Source organism: Dysosmobacter sp. Marseille-Q4140 (assembly GCA_018228705.1).
Lineage (GTDB): Bacteria > Bacillota > Clostridia > Oscillospirales > Oscillospiraceae > Oscillibacter.
Window position 1 is genome coordinate 1,350,442 of the sequence record CP073694.1, and the last position, 16,723, is coordinate 1,367,164.

Consider the following 16,723-nt stretch of genomic DNA (forward strand, 5'->3'; position numbering starts at 1 on the left):
ACGGCAGACCTCCTTTTACAGGGATAGTCTGCGGAATTTGTCGAAGGTTATAGGTGGAAATGACAGGCAGAGATCAGTACAGCAACACAAAATAGATCACGTAGAACCAGCTCAGCAGGCCGTGTACGATGGCCCAGCCCACGGACTGCCACGTGGTATAGCTGATTACCATGGCCAGGGCGCTGCCAAACGTGATTCCTGTTTTTACCGTTTTTTTCACGATGGTGGTTCTCTCTTCCATCAAAAACGCCTCCTGTCTGTCCGGCTGGTAAACCGGCGGGCGGGAGTTCTTCTTCCCCTCCCGCCTTATTCGTCCCGGTAGCCGAAGCCTCTCACGTAATTCATATTGTCCCGCCAGTTTGCCCCACCGGATGTCCCCTCCAGCGGGGACCCCGCGATTGCTCTCAAATCGCCGGAAATGAATTCCGCCGATTTCAAGGGTCCGCTCCGCGGACCGCTTGACGCTGCATCTGCGGCGGCCCGCCAGAGGCGGGCAGAAAACCGGCGGGCGGCGGATACTACTTTCCTTCCGCCTTATTCGTCCCGGTAGCCGAAGCCTCTCACGTAATTCATATTGTCCCGCCAGTTTGCCCCCCCGGATGTCCCATCCGGCGGGGGCCCCGCGATTTCACTCAAATCGTCGGAAGTGAATTCCGCCGATTTCAAGGGTCCGCTCCGCGGACCGCTTGACGCCGCTTCCGCGGCGGCGGGGCGCTGCCCCGCTGCGGAAAACCGGCGGGCGGCGGATACTGCTTTCCTTCCGTCTTATTCGTCCCGGTAGCCAAAGCCCCTCACATAATTCATGTTGTCCCGCCAGTTTTCCTTGACCTTCACCCAGGTCTCCAGAAACACCTTCGTACCCATGAACTTCTCCATGTCCCGGCGGGCCAGGGAGCTGATCTTTTTCAGCATGGCCCCCTGCTTGCCGATGATGATGCCCTTGTGGCTGGCCTTCTCGCAGTAGATCACCGCGTCCACGTCCACCACGCCGCTGTCCCGCTCGGAGAATTTGGTGATCTCCACGGCGGTGCCGTGGGGGATCTCCTTGTCCAGGCACAGCAGCAGCTTCTCCCGCAGGATCTCACCCATCATCTGCCGCTCCGGCTGGTCGGAGGTCTGGCCCTCCGGGAACAGCCGGGGGCTCTCCTGGCCGTACTTGCGCAGCTCGCCCATCAGCTCCTCCAGCCCCGCGCCGGTGTGGGCGGAGATGGGCAGGATGGCATCGAAGCCGTCCCAAACCTCGTTGTAGGCGGCGATCACCGGCAGCAGCTCCGCCGGCTCCACGGTGTCGATCTTGTTGATGCACAGGATGCAGGGGAGCTGTTCTTCCCGGATGCGGTCAATCAGGGCCTGCTCCGGGGCGCCTACATGGGCGATGGGTTCCACCAGCAAAAGGGCGCAGTCCACGTCGGAGAGGCTGGAGGTGACCACCTTCACCATATACTCTCCCAGGGCGTGACGGGGCTTGTGGAGGCCCGGGGTGTCCAGCAGGATGAACTGAGTGTCCCCCCGCTCCACCACGCCGTAAATACGGTTGCGGGTGGTCTGGGCCTTGTTGGAGACGATAGCGACCTTCTCCCCCACCAGGGCGTTGGTCAGGCTGGACTTGCCCACATTGGGCCGTCCGCAGACGGTGATCATGGCGACATTTTTGATTTCAGACATAGGTGATCCTCAGCTTTCTTTCATTTGAGCATTATTTTTTGAGAAGAGACGGCTTGACAACACCGCTCAAATCGGCTATATTGGGTGCGCTGTTCCGCTGCCGAGTGGAACAGAAGCGTTTGCTTTCACACCGTCAGGCCATCGCAGGTGTGAAAACAAGCGCTATTTTTTATTTTGGAGGTACAGTGGTCATGGCATGGATCAATTTGTTGATTGCAGGCGGGTTGGAGGTCTTTTGGTCCACCTTTCTGAAACTCTCAGAGGGATTTACCCGCCCTCTGTACAGCGTAATAGCTGTAGCAGGTATGACCCTCAGCTTCTTCTTTCTCGCCCAAGCCACCAAGGTACTCCCTCTGGGCACAGCCTATGGTATCTGGACGGGAATCGGAGCTGTGGGCGCCGTAGCAGTGGGGATCATTCTTTTTAAAGAACCGGTCACCGCCCTTCGGCTGCTCTTCGCAGCACTTTTGCTGGTGGGTATTATCGGTCTGAAAATCACCTCAACCCATTGACACCCCGCCTTACCCCAGCATCCGTTTGAGATACTGGCCCGTATAGCTCTTCTCGCAGGCGGCCACTTCCTCCGGCGTGCCGGTGACGACGATGGTGCCGCCGCCGTCGCCGCCCTCGGGCCCCAGGTCGATGAGATGGTCAGCGCACTTGATGACATCCAGGTTGTGCTCGATGACCACCACGGTATTGCCGCCCTCCACCAGCCGCTGGAGCACCTCCAGGAGCTTGCGCACGTCGTCGCTGTGGAGGCCGGTGGTGGGCTCGTCCAGGATATAGATGGTCTTTCCCGTGGCGATCTTGCTCAGCTCCGTGGCCAGCTTCACCCGCTGGGCCTCGCCGCCGGAGAGCTCCGTGGAGGGCTGGCCCAGCTTCACGTACCCCAATCCCACATCCTGGAGGGTCTGGAGCTTGTTGCGCAGCTTCGGCAGGGCGGAGAAGAACTCCACTCCCTCGTCCACGGTCATGTCCAGCACGTCGGCGATGTTCTTGCCCTTGTAGTGGACCTCCAGGGTCTCCCGGTTATACCGCTTTCCCTTGCACACCTCGCAGGGCACGAAGATATCCGGCAGGAAGTGCATCTCGATCTTCAGCATACCGTCGCCGGAGCAGGCCTCGCACCGGCCGCCCCGGACGTTGAAGGAGAACCGGCCGGGCCCGTAGCCCCGGCTCTTGGCCTCCTGGGTGGCGGCGAACAGATCCCGGATGTCGTTGAAAAGCCCCGTATAGGTGGCCGGGTTGGACCGGGGCGTCCGGCCGATGGGGCTCTGGTCGATGTTGACCACCTTGTCCAGATACTCGATCCCCTCGATCCGGTCGCACTTGCCGGGGTGGACCTTCATCCGCATCAGCTCCGCCCCCAGCCGCTTGAAGAGGATCTCGTTGACAAGGGACGACTTTCCGCTGCCGGAGACACCGGTGACCACGGTAAAGGTTCCTAATGGGAAGGTGACGTCGATGTGCCGCAGGTTGTTCTCCGCCGCGCCCACGACCTTCAGGAACTTTCCGCTGCCCTTACGGCGCACAGAGGGAACCGGGATTTTTTTCTTGCCGGAGAGATACTGGCCGGTCAAGCTGTTGGGATCGGCCATGACCTCCTCCGGCGTACCGGCGGAGACCACCTCGCCGCCGTGGATGCCGGCGCCGGGACCGATGTCGATGAGGTAATCGGCGGCGCGCATGGTGTCCTCGTCGTGCTCCACCACCAGCAGTGTGTTGCCCAGGTCCCGGAGATTCCGGAGCGTAGAGAGCAGCTTGTCGTTGTCCCGCTGGTGGAGGCCGATGGAGGGCTCGTCCAAGATATAGAGGACCCCCATGAGACTGGAGCCGATCTGGGTAGCCAGACGGATCCGCTGGCTCTCGCCGCCGGAGAGGGTCCCGGCGCTGCGGCTCAGGGTCAGGTATCCCAGGCCCACGGACTGGAGAAAGCCCAGCCGGGACCGGATCTCCTTGAGGATCCGGTCGGCGATCAGGTGCTGCTGCTCCGTCAGCTCCAGCCGATCTACCCATTGGAGCTCGTCCACCACGGACAGGCGGGTCAAAGCATCGATGTCCTTGTCGCCCACGGTGACGGCCAGGGACTCCTTTTTCAGCCGCTTGCCCTTGCAGGTGGGGCAGGGGCACTCCGCCATCAGCTCCTCCAGCTCCCGTTTGCTGGCGTCGGACTGGGTCTCCCGCCAGCGGCGCTCGATGTTGTTGCAGATGCCTTCGAAGGGCTGGTACAGCACACCCTTGCCCCGGGGTTGGTCGTAGTGGAGTTCCAGCTTCTCCCCGCCGGTGCCGTAGAAGATGATCTCACGGATCTCCTCCGGCAGGGTGTCCCAGGGCTCCGTCAGGGAGAAGTGATACTTTTTGGACAACGCCTCAAAGTACATCCGGGAGATGCCGTCGCCCCGGATATTGTTCCAGCCGCTGGCCTGGATGGCCCCCTCCAGGATAGACAATGACCCGTCCGGCACGATCAGGGCCGGGTCCACCTTCAGCTGGCTGCCCAGACCCGTGCAGGTGGGGCAGGCGCCGAAGGGGTTGTTGAAGGAGAACATCCGGGGGGTCAGCTCCTCGATGGAGATGCCGCAGTCCTCGCAGGCGTAGTTCTGGGAGAACATCAGGTCCTGCTCCTCCCGCAGCAGGTTCACGATCACCAGCCCCCCGGAGAGGTTGGAGGCGGTCTCCACGCTGTCGGTCAGCCGCTGCTGGATGTCGGGCCGGATGATGAGCCGGTCCACGATGACCTCGATGTTGTGCTTCTTATTCTTCTCCAGCTTGATCTCCTCGTCCAGCTCGTAGAGGTTCCCGTCGGCCCGGACCCGGACGTAGCCGGAGCGCTTGGCGTCCTCGAACACCTTGGCGTGCTCGCCCTTCTTGCCCCGGATCACCGGAGCCATGACCTGGATGCGGGTGCCCTCGGGCAGAGCCAGGACCTGGTCAATGATCTGGTCGATGGTCTGCTGGCGGATGACCTTGCCGCACTTGGGGCAGTGGGGCGTACCCACCCGGGCCCAGAGCAGGCGCAGGTAGTCGTAGATCTCCGTCACCGTGCCCACAGTGGAGCGGGGGTTCTTGCTGGTGGTCTTTTGGTCGATGGAGATGGCCGGAGAGAGGCCCTCGATATAGTCCACGTCCGGCTTGTCCATCTGCCCCAGGAACATCCGGGCGTAGGAGCTTAAAGACTCCACGTACCGCCGCTGTCCCTCGGCGTAGATGGTGTCGAAGGCCAGGGAGGACTTGCCGGAGCCGCTGAGGCCCGTCATCACCACCAGCTTGTCCCGGGGGATGGTGACGTCGATATTTTTCAGGTTGTTGGCGCGGGCGCCTTTGACGATGATCTTGTCCTGCATGGGGGATGGTTCTCCTTTTATTTCGTTCAAATGCCGCGCAATGGCGGCGAGTAATTCTTTTTCCGAAGGCCGGGAGATTCCCGGGGGACTGCACCCCCCATTTTCTTTTCGTCTTGTCGAAAAGAAAACGGGCCGTGCACGGTCCAAAAGAAAACACGCTTGGACGAACAGGCGTCCCGCCTGTTCGTGAGTACGGGGGGCGAGCGAATCGGACCGGCGGGGATCGGCGGCCCCGTCGTCCCTGCGCCCTACCCCGGTTGTCAAAATACCCTGGAGCCGCATAGACCGTGCGGCGGAGGGACGGGGTGGAACCCTGAATCGGCGTATTTCTATTCCCGCGCGTTCCGCTTTGCTACGCGCTGCCGGAAGTGCGGTGCGGTGCCGGGGCAGCGCCTAGCACAGCGGAAGGCGCGGGGATAGAAGCAGAGGCAAATGCGATAACCACCCCGTTCGCCCACCGCAGTCGTTATGCGGGAACCGGGTTCTTCAAGTGCCGTGGTAAGACGCAGGGACGACGGGGCCGCCGATCCCCGCCGCACCGATTCGCACGACCATCGTACTTCGGCAAATAAGCTCCGAACGGAGCGTTTTGCCGCCCGGCGGTTTTCTCTTACACCGGCCGCGGCGCATTCTCTTTTGTCAAGACAAAAGAGAATGGGGGGCGGATCCCCTGCGGGGAGCCCGTAGCTAACCCGGCCCGACGAGGAAAGGGCAATCCCATGCGAGCGCCTGACGGGGCAGGAACGGGCGGATATTGAATCCGCCCCTACGGGCGCGGCGCTGAGTCTGGCTCCTACCGGGTCTCGCTGCGGCCCAGCAGATAATCCGTCGTCACGCCATAGTAATCCGCCAGGGCGCACAATGTCAATACAGGAAGATTGATCTCTCCATGTTCCACCCTCTGGTAATGCCGCAGGGTAACATTCAAAACTCCCGCAAGTTCCCTCTGGGGCAATTTTCGCTCGGTCCGCAGCTCTCGCAAGCGTTGTCCCATTATCTGTAATGTGTCCATAATATTCTCCTTGACATACGACTTTTCGCGTCGTATAATAAGAGCGTAGAACGACATATAAAGTCGTTATTGGGGAGGGTATTTTATGAACCCCATCTATGAAGCGCTGTTTGATACCTACGGCTGCTCCGTTCTCAAGGAGGCGGACAACTACGACGAGGATGCCATCACCGCCCTGCTGGAGCAGTGTGCCCCGGACCAGAAAGCCCGCTTGAAACTGGAGGACGCCTTCTTCGACCGCTACCTCCGCTGGTCCGCCGATGCCTTCGCCCTGAGGCTGCACCTGGGATTATCCCTGCTCCACGATCAGGTCCGCCGTGTCCGCTCCCAGCAGGTCCAGTAAGGCCCGGGGCGCCAGCTCCACCTGCGCGCCGATCTTTCCGGCGGAGATATAGATGGTGTCATAGTCCAGCACCGTCTCATGGAACACCGTGGGGTACTGCTTCTTCATGCCCACGGGGCTGCATCCGCCCCGGATGTAGCCGGTGACGGCGTTGATCTCCGCCACGTGCAGCAGCTCGATGGACTTCTCCCCCACCGCCCGGGCGGCCTTCTTCAGATCCAGGTTTTCCGCCACGGGCACCTCAAATACATAGATGCCCTTGGAGGCGCCCCGGGCCACCAGGGTCTTGAAGCCCCGGGCCGGGTCCTGGCCCAGGGCCGCCGCCACGTGGACGCCGTACTCCCGGGTGCCCTCAGGCCCCTCGCTGTCGTCATAAAACCGCGCGGTGTAGGGGATCTTCTTCTGATCCAGGATCCGCATGACGTTGGTCTTTTCCTCTTTTTTCTTTGCCATCGTTCTCTCACCTCAGAATATACACGCCCGCCAGCACGCACACGATGCCGCCGGCGGTGAGGGCGCTCATGGGCTCCCGGAACACCAGCACCCCGGCCAGGGACGCCACCACCGGCTCCAGGCTTGCCATGATACTGGCCCTGCCCGCCTCCACCTGGCTGAGCCCCCGGGTGTACAGGATGTAGGGGGCTACGGTAGAGAAGGCCACCAGCCCCGCCGCCGTCAGCCACAGGGGCGGACGGATGGAAAAGGCCGCCGCGATCTCCGCCGGCCGCAGCAGCACCAGCGACGCAGGGCCCGCGAACAAAAACGTCCACACCGTCACGGTCATGGAATCGTAGTGGGCCAGGGCGTACCGGCCGAACACGCTGTACAGGGCATAGAAAAAGCCCGCTCCCAGGCCCAGCAAAATCCCCGGCACCGTCACCGTCAGGTCCCCGGCAAAGACGCCGCAGACCAAGGCACAGCCCACCAGCGTCAACCCCAGGGCCGCCAGTTTCCGCTTCGTGACCGGCTCCTTCCACAGGATGGCCGACAGCACCACCACGAACGACGGCGCCGTGTACAGCAGAATGGAGGCCACCGCCAGGGAGCAGAGCTTCTGGCAGGTGAAGTAGCACAGGGTGAACAGCACCACGCTCACTACGCCGGTGCCGAAGAAGTACTTGAGATGGGCCCGCTTCACGCGGAACACGGATCGGTCCCGCAGGGCGAACACCGCCGACAGCAGCGCCATGCCGCCGAAGTTCCGCACCACCACGATGGAGGCCGGGGACAGTCCTCCGGCCATCAGGCGGCGGTTCCACACGCCGATGATGCCCCACAGGGCCGCTGCCGCCAGGATGCAGGCGCAGGCCCCGGCGGCGCTCTTTTTGTTCTCTCTCACCGTAAAACGCTCGCTTTGCATGGATTCAGGCGGCCGTCCGCCCGTTGCTTACAAGATCATCACGAAGGTCCCGGCGGTGATCAGCACGCCGCCCAGGACGGTCTTGAGGTCCGGCTGCTCATGGAGCACCAGAAAGGCCAGTACCAGGGAGATCACCACGCTGAACTTGTCCACCGGCACCACACGGCTGGCCTGGCCGATCTGGAGGGCGTGGTAGTAGCACAGCCAGGAAAGGCCCGTGGCCGCGCCGGAGAGGGTCAGAAACACCCAGCTGCGCCGGCCGATGTCGGCCAGCCCTCCGATTTTTCCCGTCAGCAGCACGATGCCCCAGGCCAGCACCAGCACCACGGTGGTGCGGATGGCCGTGGCCAGATTGGAGTCCACGTTCTCAATGCCGATCTTTGCCAGAATGGACGTGAGGGCAGCGAACACCGCCGACAGCAGGGCAAACAGGAACCACATACCGTCATCTCCCAAAGATGAAATTTTTCGCGGCCCGAGGGCCGTTTTTTTGTTTGGCCGAAAGGCCCGGCCCCCACCGGAAAAGCCCACAGTGCCCGCTGACGGCGGGGCGCGATGGTTACCGAGGCAGCGGGCGGATATTGAATTCGCCCCTACAACCCCAGCCAGAAAGCCCGCATCGTCCGCTGGGGCAGCGCGTAACGCGCGGAGACAGGAGCAGAGACAAATGCGGTCTTGCGCCCCGGTCATCCGCCGCACGGTCTGTGCGGCTCCGGGGTATTTCGACCACCGGGGGACGGCGCAGGGTCGACGGGGCTTCCAACATCTGTCGGACCGATTCGCTCGACTCTCGTATTTGCCGGACCTTGCGCCTGCGGTGCAAAGTCCGGCACCCGGCGCTTTTTCTCTTGGACCGGCCGCGGCCCGTTCTCTTTTTGGCGCTGTCAAAAAGAGAATGGGGGGCGGATCCCCACGGGGGCCCCACAGCCACTCCGGCCCGCCGGTGCACTGATAAGTGCCTGTGCAGTACACAGGCCCCAAATCCTCAATGGCCCAGCAACACCCGAATGCCCTGCAAGGCTCTGTGCGCCGTCTTTTGGTCTATCAGCCCTTCCTTCGCCCATGTGGTAATTGTGATGGAATGGTCAAAAAACTCCAATTCTGCCACAGCGGGATTTCTTTGGGCAGCGCCGCTCTCTATGAACAGCACAATCCGCTGATTGGACACATTTGTTATAACAGTGCCACAGCCGCTCAGCATAAGCAGCGCCTCATCATAGCCGCAGGTATCCCGCGCCGTATACTGCTCCCGCTCGATCTGGAGCTTTGCATATTGTTTACGAGACAAGGACATCAGAAAGCCTGGAAACAGCGCTTCAAAAGCTTGCTCCAGCAATGCTTTTACTTCGGGCTCTCTCATCATACAATCCACCTCCAAATCAAGCAAGGCAGACGATTTTCTGCATGAATACCTGAATATATGGAGCACAAAGTGTTACTGCCCTCTCAGCTCGATGATCCGGTCACGCAGCACTGCCGCATACTCGAACTCCAACATTTTGGACGCTTCCTTCATTGTCCCACATGGCTCCGCCATGCGGGAACCCTTTGATTTCACTCAAATCGTCCGGAGTGAATCCGGCCGATTTCAAGGCTTTGCCCTCTCGGGCAAAGCGCTTGACGCGCCTCAGGCGCGCCCCGCAGTGCGGGGCCCCGAAAATGAAGGAAGCTACCGCTGCCCTCTCAATTCAATGATCCGGTCACGCAGCACTGCCGCATACTCGAACTCCAACATTTTGGACGCTTCCTTCATTTCCTTTTCCAGCTTGGCGATCTCCGCCGCCCGCTCCTGGTCGGAGAGCTTGCGCTTGCGGCGGCCCTTGCCGGGCTCTTCCTCGGCGGTCTTGGAGATCTCCAGGATTTCCCGCACGTCCTTGACAATGGTCTTGGGCACGATGCCGTGAGCCCGGTTGAACTCGTCCTGGATCTTCCGGCGGCGCTCCGTCTCGTCCATGGCGGCCCGCATGGAGGGGGTGATCTCGTCGGCGTAGAGGATGACCAGGCCCTCGGCATTCCGGGCCGCCCGGCCGATGGTCTGGATCAGGCTGGTCTCGGACCGGAGGAAGCCCTCCTTGTCGGCGTCCAGAATGGCCACCAGGCTCACCTCCGGCAGGTCCAGGCCCTCCCGCAGGAGGTTGATGCCCACCAGCACATCGAACTCGCCCAGGCGCAGGTCCCGGATGATCTCCATGCGCTCGATGGTCTGAACATCGGAGTGCATGTACCGCACCCGGATGCCGGCATTTTTCAGATACTCCGTCAGGTCCTCCGCCATCTTCTTGGTGAGGGTGGTCACCAGGACCCGCTCGTTTTTGGCAGCGCGGGCGCGGATCTCGTCCATGAGATCGTCGATCTGCCCCTCCACGGGCCGGACCTCCACCCTGGGATCCAGCAGTCCCGTGGGCCGGATCACCTGCTCCACCACCTGGTCCGCCCGCTCCCGCTCGTAGGGGCCGGGCGTGGCCGAGACGAACACCGCCTGGCCGATCCGCTCCTCGAACTCCTCGAATTTCAGCGGCCGGTTGTCGTAGGCGCAGGGCAGCCGGAAGCCGTACTTTACCAGGGAGTCCTTCCGGGCGTGATCGCCGTTGTACATGGCCCGGACCTGGGGCAGCGTCACGTGGCTCTCGTCCACAAACAGGATAAAATCATCCGGGAAGAAGTCCAGCAGCGTCATGGGGGCGGATCCTGCGGGCCGGTCGGAGATGATGCGGGAGTAGTTCTCGATGCCGGAGCAGTAGCCCAGCTCCGCCATCATCTCCATGTCGTACTCCGTCCGCTGACGGATCCGCTGGGCCTCCACCAGCTGCCCATTGTCGGTGAACACCTTCACCTGGTCCTCCAGCTCCGTGCGGATCTGGCCGATGGCCTTGTCCATCTTCTCCTTGGTGGTGACATAGTGGCTGGCGGGGTAGATGGCGATATGGTTCAGCACACGGTTGACCGTGCCGGTGAGGGGGTTGAAGTCACTGATGCGGTCGATCTCGTCCCCGAAGAACTCCACCCGGATGGCGTGGTCCCGGTAGTAGGCCGGGTACAGCTCCACCGTGTCCCCCCGGACCCGGAACATGTTCCGCTCAAAGGCGATGTCGTTGCGCTCGTAGCGGATCTCCACCAGCTGCCGCAGCAGCTCGTCCCGGTCCCACTGGGCTCCCACCCGGAGGGACACCACCAGCTTGGCGAAGTCGTCCGGTTCGCCCAGGCCGTAGATGCAGGACACGGAGGACACCACGATCACGTCCCGCCGCTCCAGCAGCGCGCAGGTAGCACTGAGCCGCAGCCGGTCGATCTCGTCATTGGTGGAGGCGTCCTTGGCGATATAGGTGTCGGTGTGGGGGATATACGCCTCCGGCTGATAGTAGTCGTAGTAGGAGACGAAGTACTCCACGGCGTTGTTGGGAAAGAACTCCTTGAACTCGGCGCACAGCTGGGCCGCCAGGGTCTTGTTGTGGGCCAGGACCAGAGTGGGCCGCTGGACCTTTTCGATGACCTTGGCCATGGTGAAGGTCTTGCCGGAGCCGGTGACGCCCAGCAGCACCTGCTCCTTCAATCCGTTCTCGATCCCCGCCGCCAGGGCGGCGATGGCCTCCGGCTGGTCACCGGAGGGCTTGTATTCAGAGACCACTTCAAATTTCGGCATAGTTTCCTCTCCGCTGTATGTTCCAGTCTCGATCGGCGGCCAGCCGGGCCTCTTGGGGGCCCCGCCGCACCGGCGGCGTACAAGTGTCTTGCCTGTGGCAAAACCTTGGACCGGGCCCCGCCTGCCCGGTCATTTCCTGTTAAGGGGTCCCCGCAGAGGCGGAGCCTTTATGGGGCTCGCCGGAGGGCTCGTATTCAGAGGCTGCTTCAAATTTCGGCGTAACAGCAGTATCTCCACAAATCCATCCGGTTTTCCGTCACGGCCATCCTATCACAGCCGCCGAAAAATCGCAACATTTGTTCGATTTTCTTCTTCGTCAAACACGGCAGAAACCCCCTGTCCCCCTGTTTATCCCAGGTAGCCGCTGTCCGCCATGGACACAAAGTCCCCGTCGGCCACAATGATGTGGTCTGCCAGTTCCACGCCGATGGTAGCCAGGGCCTCTTTGGCCCGGTCCGTGGTGGCATAGTCCTCCGGCGAGGGCAAGGCCACGCCGCTGGGGTGGTTGTGGGAGAGGATCACGGCGCTGGCGGAGGTCAGCAGGGCGTTGGACACCAGCTGCCGGATGTTCAGATCTGCGCCGGCCACACCGCCCTCGGCCAGCCGCTTGCAGGCCAGCAGCTTTCCCTTGCGGTCCAGGCACAGCTGGTAGATGACCTCATGGGTCTCCCCGGCAAACCGCTCCAGCAGGTATCGTCCCGCCCGCTCCGAGGAGTTGAGGATGGTCTCCTTTTCGCTCTCCGCCAGACGGGCCTTCCGGGCCAGCAGCGGCGCCAGACGCAGCAAAATGGCAGCGCTCTCTCCGATGCCATCCACCTTCTGAAGATCCTCTACCGGAGCGGACAGCACGGCGGAGAGGGACCCGTACCGGTCCATCAGGGCGTGGGCGATGGGGTTGGTGTCCCGGCGGGGGATGGCATAGTACAGCAGCAACTCCAGGGCCTCGTGGTCCGCAAAGGCGTCCAGTCCGCCCTGCAGGAACCGCCGGCGCATCTTCTCCCGGTGGCCGTCGTGAATGCCCATCAAGTGCCCTCCTCTCCCCGCCCGCGGCGGAAACCTTGGAATCGTATCATTATACCACAGCCCCCGTTCTCCCACAAGGGGAATCCGGGATGTAAAATTCCCTTCAAATCCCCGCCCCGCCTTGACAGCGCCCACAAATTGTCATAATATAAACAGTAGATTGCGGAAAAACTGCATAGGGTCCGGTAGGTAAGGCTACCACAGGGATATGGATCGCTGCCGCGGAGTGATGGAGACATCATGAGATGGTTTGAACAGGCGATATCGAACACGAAGGTATCATCTAACGCGATTTCACCGCCTTGTGAGGCTAAAGCTTGAACGGCGACGAAAACCCGCCAGGGCGGATTTCCGTTTTTGGAGAGGGATCTCCCCCTCAGCCGTACCGGTCGGACGGCTGTGGGGCTTTTTGTTTTTCCGGGCAAAAAATGATCGCCGATCAGAGAGGAGGTCCCGCGGGATGTTTGAGGATGAACGGACGGAGCTGCTGGAAAAAATCGAGGACTACGTAGCCCGAAAACGATACGCCGACCTGCGGGACCTGCTGCTGCCGCTGGAGGCGGCGGATGTCGCCCAGCTCTTTGCCGAGCTGGAGGAACACGCGCTGCCCCTGGCCTTCCGCCTGCTGCCCAAGGAGCAGGCGGCGGAGGTGTTCGTGGAGCTGGACAGCGACCAGCAGGAAATGCTGATCCAGGGCTTTTCCAACACGGAGCTGAAGGAAGTGCTGGACGAGCTGTATCTGGACGATACCGTGGACATCGTGGAGGAGATGCCGGCGGGTGTGGTCAAGCGCATCCTGCGGCACTCGGACCCGGAGATGCGCAAGAGCATCAACGAGATCCTCAAGTATCCGGAGGACTCCACCGGCAGCATCATGACCACGGAGTTCGTGGACCTGAAGGCCACCATGACGGTGGAGGACGCCTTCAAGCGCATCCGCCGCACGGGTCTTGACAAGGAGACCATCAACATCTGCTACGTCACCGACGAGCGCCGCCACCTGACCGGCCTGCTGTCCATCCGGACGCTATTGCTGGCCGACGAGGACGACGTCATCGGCGATATCATGGAGACCAACATCATCTCCGTCCAGACCCTGGACGACCAGGAGACCACCGCCCGCTCTCTGAGCAAGTACAACTTCCTGGCCCTGCCGGTGGTGGACACGGAGAACCGCCTGGTGGGCATTGTCACCGTTGACGACGCCATGGACGTCCTGCAGGAGGAGGTCACGGAGGACATCGAGCTGATGGCCGCCATCCTCCCCTCCGACAAGCCGTATCTGAAAACCGGCGTGCTGGAGACCTGGAAGGCCCGCACACCCTGGCTGCTGATATTGATGCTCTCGGCCACCTTCACCGGCATCATCCTCACCCACTTCGAGTCCTCCCTCTCCGCCTGCGCCATCCTCACCGCCTTCATCCCCATGCTCTCCGGCACCGGCGGCAACAGCGGCACCCAGGCCTCCACCGCCGTAATCCGTGCCCTGTCTCTGGGCGAGGTCCGCTTCTCCGACCTGCTGCGGGTGCTGTGGAAGGAATTCCGGGTATCCCTGTGCTGCGGCGCCTGCCTGGCGGCAGCCAACTTCGTGAAGATGATGGTGGTGGACCGCTGGCTCATGAACAATCCGGAGGTGACGGCGCCGGTAGCCCTGGTGGTGTGCTGCACGCTGGTGGGTACGGTGCTGTGCGCCAAGCTGGTGGGCTGCTCCCTGCCGCTGCTGGCGGAAAAGGCGGGCTTTGACCCGGCGGTCATGGCCTCCCCCTTCATCTCCACCATCGTGGACTCCATCTCTCTGCTGATCTATTTCCAGTTTGCCACGGCGCTTCTGGGGATCTGAATTTTTGAAACGATCAAGGCCGCCTGTTCAGGCGGCCTTTTTTCATGGCTCTCAGCACTCCCGCTTGTTCCAAAGACCGCCGGCGCCGGCTTGCGTCTGTTTGGCAGCGCATAATTTCCGGTCCGCGGCACACACTACCTGCGGCGAAAGCCAAAAGATTTATCACGCAGGAGGATCACGTATATGAAGGATTGCACCAACGGCGCCTGCACCCCCAACCAGAGCATCAAGTGCACGGTCAGCAATTGCGCCCATCACTGCCAGAACCAGGACTACTGCGGCCTGACCAGCATCAGCGTCGGCACCCACGAGGCCAACCCCACCAAGATGGAGTGCACCGACTGCCAGAGCTTCCAGATGAAATAAGGCCCCGCTCCACCGGAAGCGGGCGCCTCGCGGCGCCGTGACCGGGACAGACAGGAACCCTCTCATCCCGCCGGGCTTTGGGAGACCCTTTGGCCTCCCAAGGTCCGGCCTTACATACCACAGCGGAGGGGAGGCGGTCTCACGAAAACCCATCCATGGCCCGCCCGGCTGGGCGGAGCCGCGGCGGGCCTTGCCAACGGGCTGTTCGGCGGAGGCGGCGGCATGGTGCTGCTGCCCATCCTGGCCCGGTGGGGCGGCCTGACCCAGCGGCAGCTGTACGCCACCTGCGTGGGAGTGATCTTCCCTGTGTGCCTGGTGTCGGCGGCGGTGTACCTGCTGCGGGGGCAGCTGGATCTGGAAGCGGCCCTGCCCTACCTGCTGGGCGGCCTGATCGGCGGCTGGATCGGCGGGCGGCTGTACGGCAAGGTGCCTACCGCGGTTTTGAAGTGGCTCTTCGCCGCCTTTCTCTTCTACGGCGGCGTGAGGTATCTGCTGTGACAGCGTGGCTGCTGGCCCTGGCCTGCGGACTGGGGGCCGGGATCCTCTCCGCCTGGGGCGTGGGCGGCGGGACGCTGCTGCTGCTGGTGATGACGCTGCTGCTGGACGTGGATCAGCGGACAGCCCAGGGCATCAATCTGCTGTTCTTTCTGCCCACCGCCGCCAGTGCCCTGGTGTGCCACGCCCGCAGCGGCTGCCTGGACAGGCCCTCCCTCCGGGCCGCCATCCCCTGGGCAGTGGCCGCGGCGGCGGCCGGAGCCTGGCTGTCCTCGGCGGCAGACCCCGCTGCGCTGCGAAAGCCCTTCGGGATCTATCTGCTGCTCTCCGGCGTCAGCCTGCTATGGCCGAAAAAGCGGGAGCATTGAGCCGCTCTGCGTGAAAAAAGGCCGTGCCCTTTCGGGCACGGTCTTTCTGCGTTTTTCTGCGCCGTCACAGGCTGTTGACGGCCGCCTCCAGCTGCTCCATGGCTCGCTGCAGCGTAGCCCGGGGGCAGGCGGCGTTGAGGCGCATGAACCCCTCCAGCTGCCGCCCGAAGGAGCAGCCGTCGTTAAGGCCCAGCTTGGCCTTTTGGATCATGAAGTCGTGGAGCTGCTGATTGGTAAGGCCCAGGGCCCGGCAGTCCAGCCACATGAGATACGTGGCGTCCGGGGCGAAGGTCTTGATCTTGGGGATATGTTTTTCGCAGTAGTCCACCACGAAGTCGAAGTTGTCGGAGAGGTAGGGCAGCAGCTGCTCCAGCCACTCCTCGCCGCCGGTAAAGGCCGCCTCCATGGCGGTCAGGGAGAAGGCGTTGTTGCGGTGGATGTCCATGTTCATCCAAAACTTGTCGAACACCGCCTTCTTGTGGGCATCCGGGAACACGGCGGTGCTGGCCTGGAGGCCCGCCAGGTTGAAGGTCTTGGTGCCGGAGATGCCGGTGATGACGTTGGCGGCGATCTCCGGGGAGAGAGACGCCGTGGGGATGTGCTTCTTGCCGTGGAAGATCAGGTCGGAGTGGATCTCGTCGGAGACCACGGGCACGTGGTACTTCAGGCACAGCTCCATCATCCGCCGCAGCTCCTCCTCGGTCCACACGATGCCAACGGGGTTGTGGGGAGAGCACAGGAGAAAGAGGTCGGAGATCTTCAGCTTCTCCTCAAAGTCCGCCCAGTCCACGGTCCACTTCCCGTCCTTTTCCACCAGGGGGTTCTCCACCACGGTGCGGTTCCAGGCCTCGGTCATGTCGTAGAACTCGGAGTACACCGGGGTCTGGATCAGCACGCTGCCGCCCTGGGGGGTGAACAGCTTCACGCAGGCGCTGAGGGTCTGGACCACGCCCAGGGAGAAGCTCATGAGGGCGGGGTCGATGTCCCAGCCGTTGCGGCGCTTCTGCCACGCCCGGATGGCGGCAAAGTAGCTCTCCGGCCGGGCGGTGTAGCCCCAGATGCCCTCCCGGGCCCGGGCCTCCAGAGCGTCGATGACGGGCTGGGCCGTTCTGAAATCCATATCCGCGATCCACAGCGGGATCACGTCGTCGGTGCCGAATTTCTTCACCCGCTCGTCGTACTTGGCAGAGTGGTTCCGGGAGCGGTCGATGATCTGGTCGAAATCGTACTTCATGGGGTGAACTCCTTTCCACGATGGTCATCT

The 16,723-nt window shown here is 62.4% G+C and carries 18 protein-coding genes; 6 read left to right on the forward strand and 12 right to left on the reverse strand.

Annotated features, from left to right (window positions below; translation table 11 throughout):
- Positions 1-73: 73 nt before the first annotated feature.
- Positions 74-241, reverse strand: coding sequence for a hypothetical protein (locus tag KFE19_06875; protein ID QUO39216.1), 168 nt, complete (start codon positions 239-241; stop codon positions 74-76).
- A gap of 524 nt (positions 242-765) precedes the next feature.
- A complete protein-coding gene (era, locus tag KFE19_06880) occupies positions 766-1,665 on the reverse strand; it encodes a GTPase Era (protein QUO39217.1) in 900 nt (299 codons plus the stop codon).
- 191 nt (positions 1,666-1,856) lie between these two features.
- Between era and KFE19_06885 the strand changes: the two genes are divergently transcribed.
- The gene (locus KFE19_06885; protein ID QUO39546.1) at positions 1,857-2,177 is read left to right on the forward strand and encodes a multidrug efflux SMR transporter; all 321 of its coding nucleotides are present in this window, start codon (positions 1,857-1,859) and stop codon (positions 2,175-2,177) included.
- Between the two features lie 9 nt (positions 2,178-2,186).
- Here the strand turns inward: KFE19_06885 and uvrA are convergent, their stop codons facing one another.
- The gene (uvrA, locus tag KFE19_06890) at positions 2,187-5,012 is read right to left on the reverse strand and encodes an excinuclease ABC subunit UvrA (protein QUO39218.1); all 2,826 of its coding nucleotides are present in this window, start codon (positions 5,010-5,012) and stop codon (positions 2,187-2,189) included.
- Positions 5,013-5,805: 793 nt separating this feature from the next.
- Complete coding sequence (locus KFE19_06895; GenBank protein QUO39219.1) at positions 5,806-6,024, reverse strand: helix-turn-helix transcriptional regulator; 219 nt, start codon at positions 6,022-6,024, stop codon at positions 5,806-5,808.
- A gap of 85 nt (positions 6,025-6,109) precedes the next feature.
- Here KFE19_06895 and KFE19_06900 point away from each other — a divergent pair, with 85 nt between their 5' ends.
- The gene (locus KFE19_06900) at positions 6,110-6,367 is read left to right on the forward strand and encodes a hypothetical protein (protein ID QUO39220.1); all 258 of its coding nucleotides are present in this window, start codon (positions 6,110-6,112) and stop codon (positions 6,365-6,367) included.
- Here the strand turns inward: KFE19_06900 and ybaK are convergent.
- The 7 genes from ybaK to radC all read right to left on the reverse strand — a co-directional run bounded on the left by ybaK (position 6,314) and on the right by radC (position 12,390).
- Complete coding sequence (gene ybaK / locus KFE19_06905; GenBank protein ID QUO39221.1) at positions 6,314-6,820, reverse strand: Cys-tRNA(Pro) deacylase; 507 nt, start codon at positions 6,818-6,820, stop codon at positions 6,314-6,316. The genes KFE19_06900 and ybaK overlap by 54 nt on opposite strands.
- 7 nt (positions 6,821-6,827) lie before the next feature.
- A complete protein-coding gene (locus KFE19_06910) occupies positions 6,828-7,727 on the reverse strand; it encodes an EamA family transporter (protein ID QUO39222.1) in 900 nt (299 codons plus the stop codon).
- A 27-nt stretch (positions 7,728-7,754) separates the two neighbouring features.
- Positions 7,755-8,168 carry an EamA family transporter gene (locus KFE19_06915; protein QUO39223.1) on the reverse strand — a complete coding sequence of 138 codons (414 nt, stop codon included), beginning with the start codon at positions 8,166-8,168 and terminating at the stop codon, positions 7,755-7,757.
- A 544-nt stretch (positions 8,169-8,712) separates the two neighbouring features.
- Positions 8,713-9,090, reverse strand: a complete 378-nt coding sequence (locus KFE19_06920) for a hypothetical protein (protein ID QUO39224.1) — start codon at positions 9,088-9,090, stop codon at positions 8,713-8,715.
- 72 nt (positions 9,091-9,162) lie between these two features.
- Positions 9,163-9,264, reverse strand: a complete 102-nt coding sequence (locus KFE19_06925) for a UvrB/UvrC motif-containing protein (GenBank protein QUO39225.1) — start codon at positions 9,262-9,264, stop codon at positions 9,163-9,165.
- A 132-nt stretch (positions 9,265-9,396) separates the two neighbouring features.
- Positions 9,397-11,367, reverse strand: a complete 1,971-nt coding sequence (uvrB, locus tag KFE19_06930; protein ID QUO39226.1) for an excinuclease ABC subunit UvrB — start codon at positions 11,365-11,367, stop codon at positions 9,397-9,399.
- A gap of 348 nt (positions 11,368-11,715) precedes the next feature.
- A complete protein-coding gene (radC, locus tag KFE19_06935) occupies positions 11,716-12,390 on the reverse strand; it encodes a DNA repair protein RadC (protein ID QUO39227.1) in 675 nt (224 codons plus the stop codon).
- A gap of 460 nt (positions 12,391-12,850) precedes the next feature.
- On the opposite strand from radC, the gene mgtE reads away from it, so the two are divergent.
- The 4 genes from mgtE to KFE19_06955 all read left to right on the forward strand — a co-directional run bounded on the left by mgtE (position 12,851) and on the right by KFE19_06955 (position 15,459).
- Positions 12,851-14,230, forward strand: coding sequence for a magnesium transporter (mgtE, locus tag KFE19_06940; protein ID QUO39228.1), 1,380 nt, complete (start codon positions 12,851-12,853; stop codon positions 14,228-14,230).
- A 183-nt stretch (positions 14,231-14,413) separates the two neighbouring features.
- Entirely contained in the window at positions 14,414-14,596 is a 183-nt protein-coding gene (locus KFE19_06945) for a DUF1540 domain-containing protein (GenBank protein ID QUO39229.1), read from the forward strand.
- Between the two features lie 114 nt (positions 14,597-14,710).
- A complete protein-coding gene (locus KFE19_06950) occupies positions 14,711-15,094 on the forward strand; it encodes a sulfite exporter TauE/SafE family protein (GenBank protein QUO39547.1) in 384 nt (127 codons plus the stop codon).
- On the forward strand, positions 15,091-15,459 hold the full coding sequence (locus KFE19_06955; GenBank protein ID QUO39230.1) for a TSUP family transporter: 369 nt from the start codon (positions 15,091-15,093) through the stop codon (positions 15,457-15,459). Before KFE19_06950 ends, KFE19_06955 begins: the two co-directional genes overlap by 4 nt.
- 64 nt (positions 15,460-15,523) lie before the next feature.
- On the opposite strand, the gene KFE19_06960 is transcribed toward KFE19_06955, so the two are convergent.
- A complete protein-coding gene (locus KFE19_06960) occupies positions 15,524-16,693 on the reverse strand; it encodes a PatB family C-S lyase (GenBank protein ID QUO39231.1) in 1,170 nt (389 codons plus the stop codon).
- Positions 16,694-16,723 lie beyond the last annotated feature (30 nt).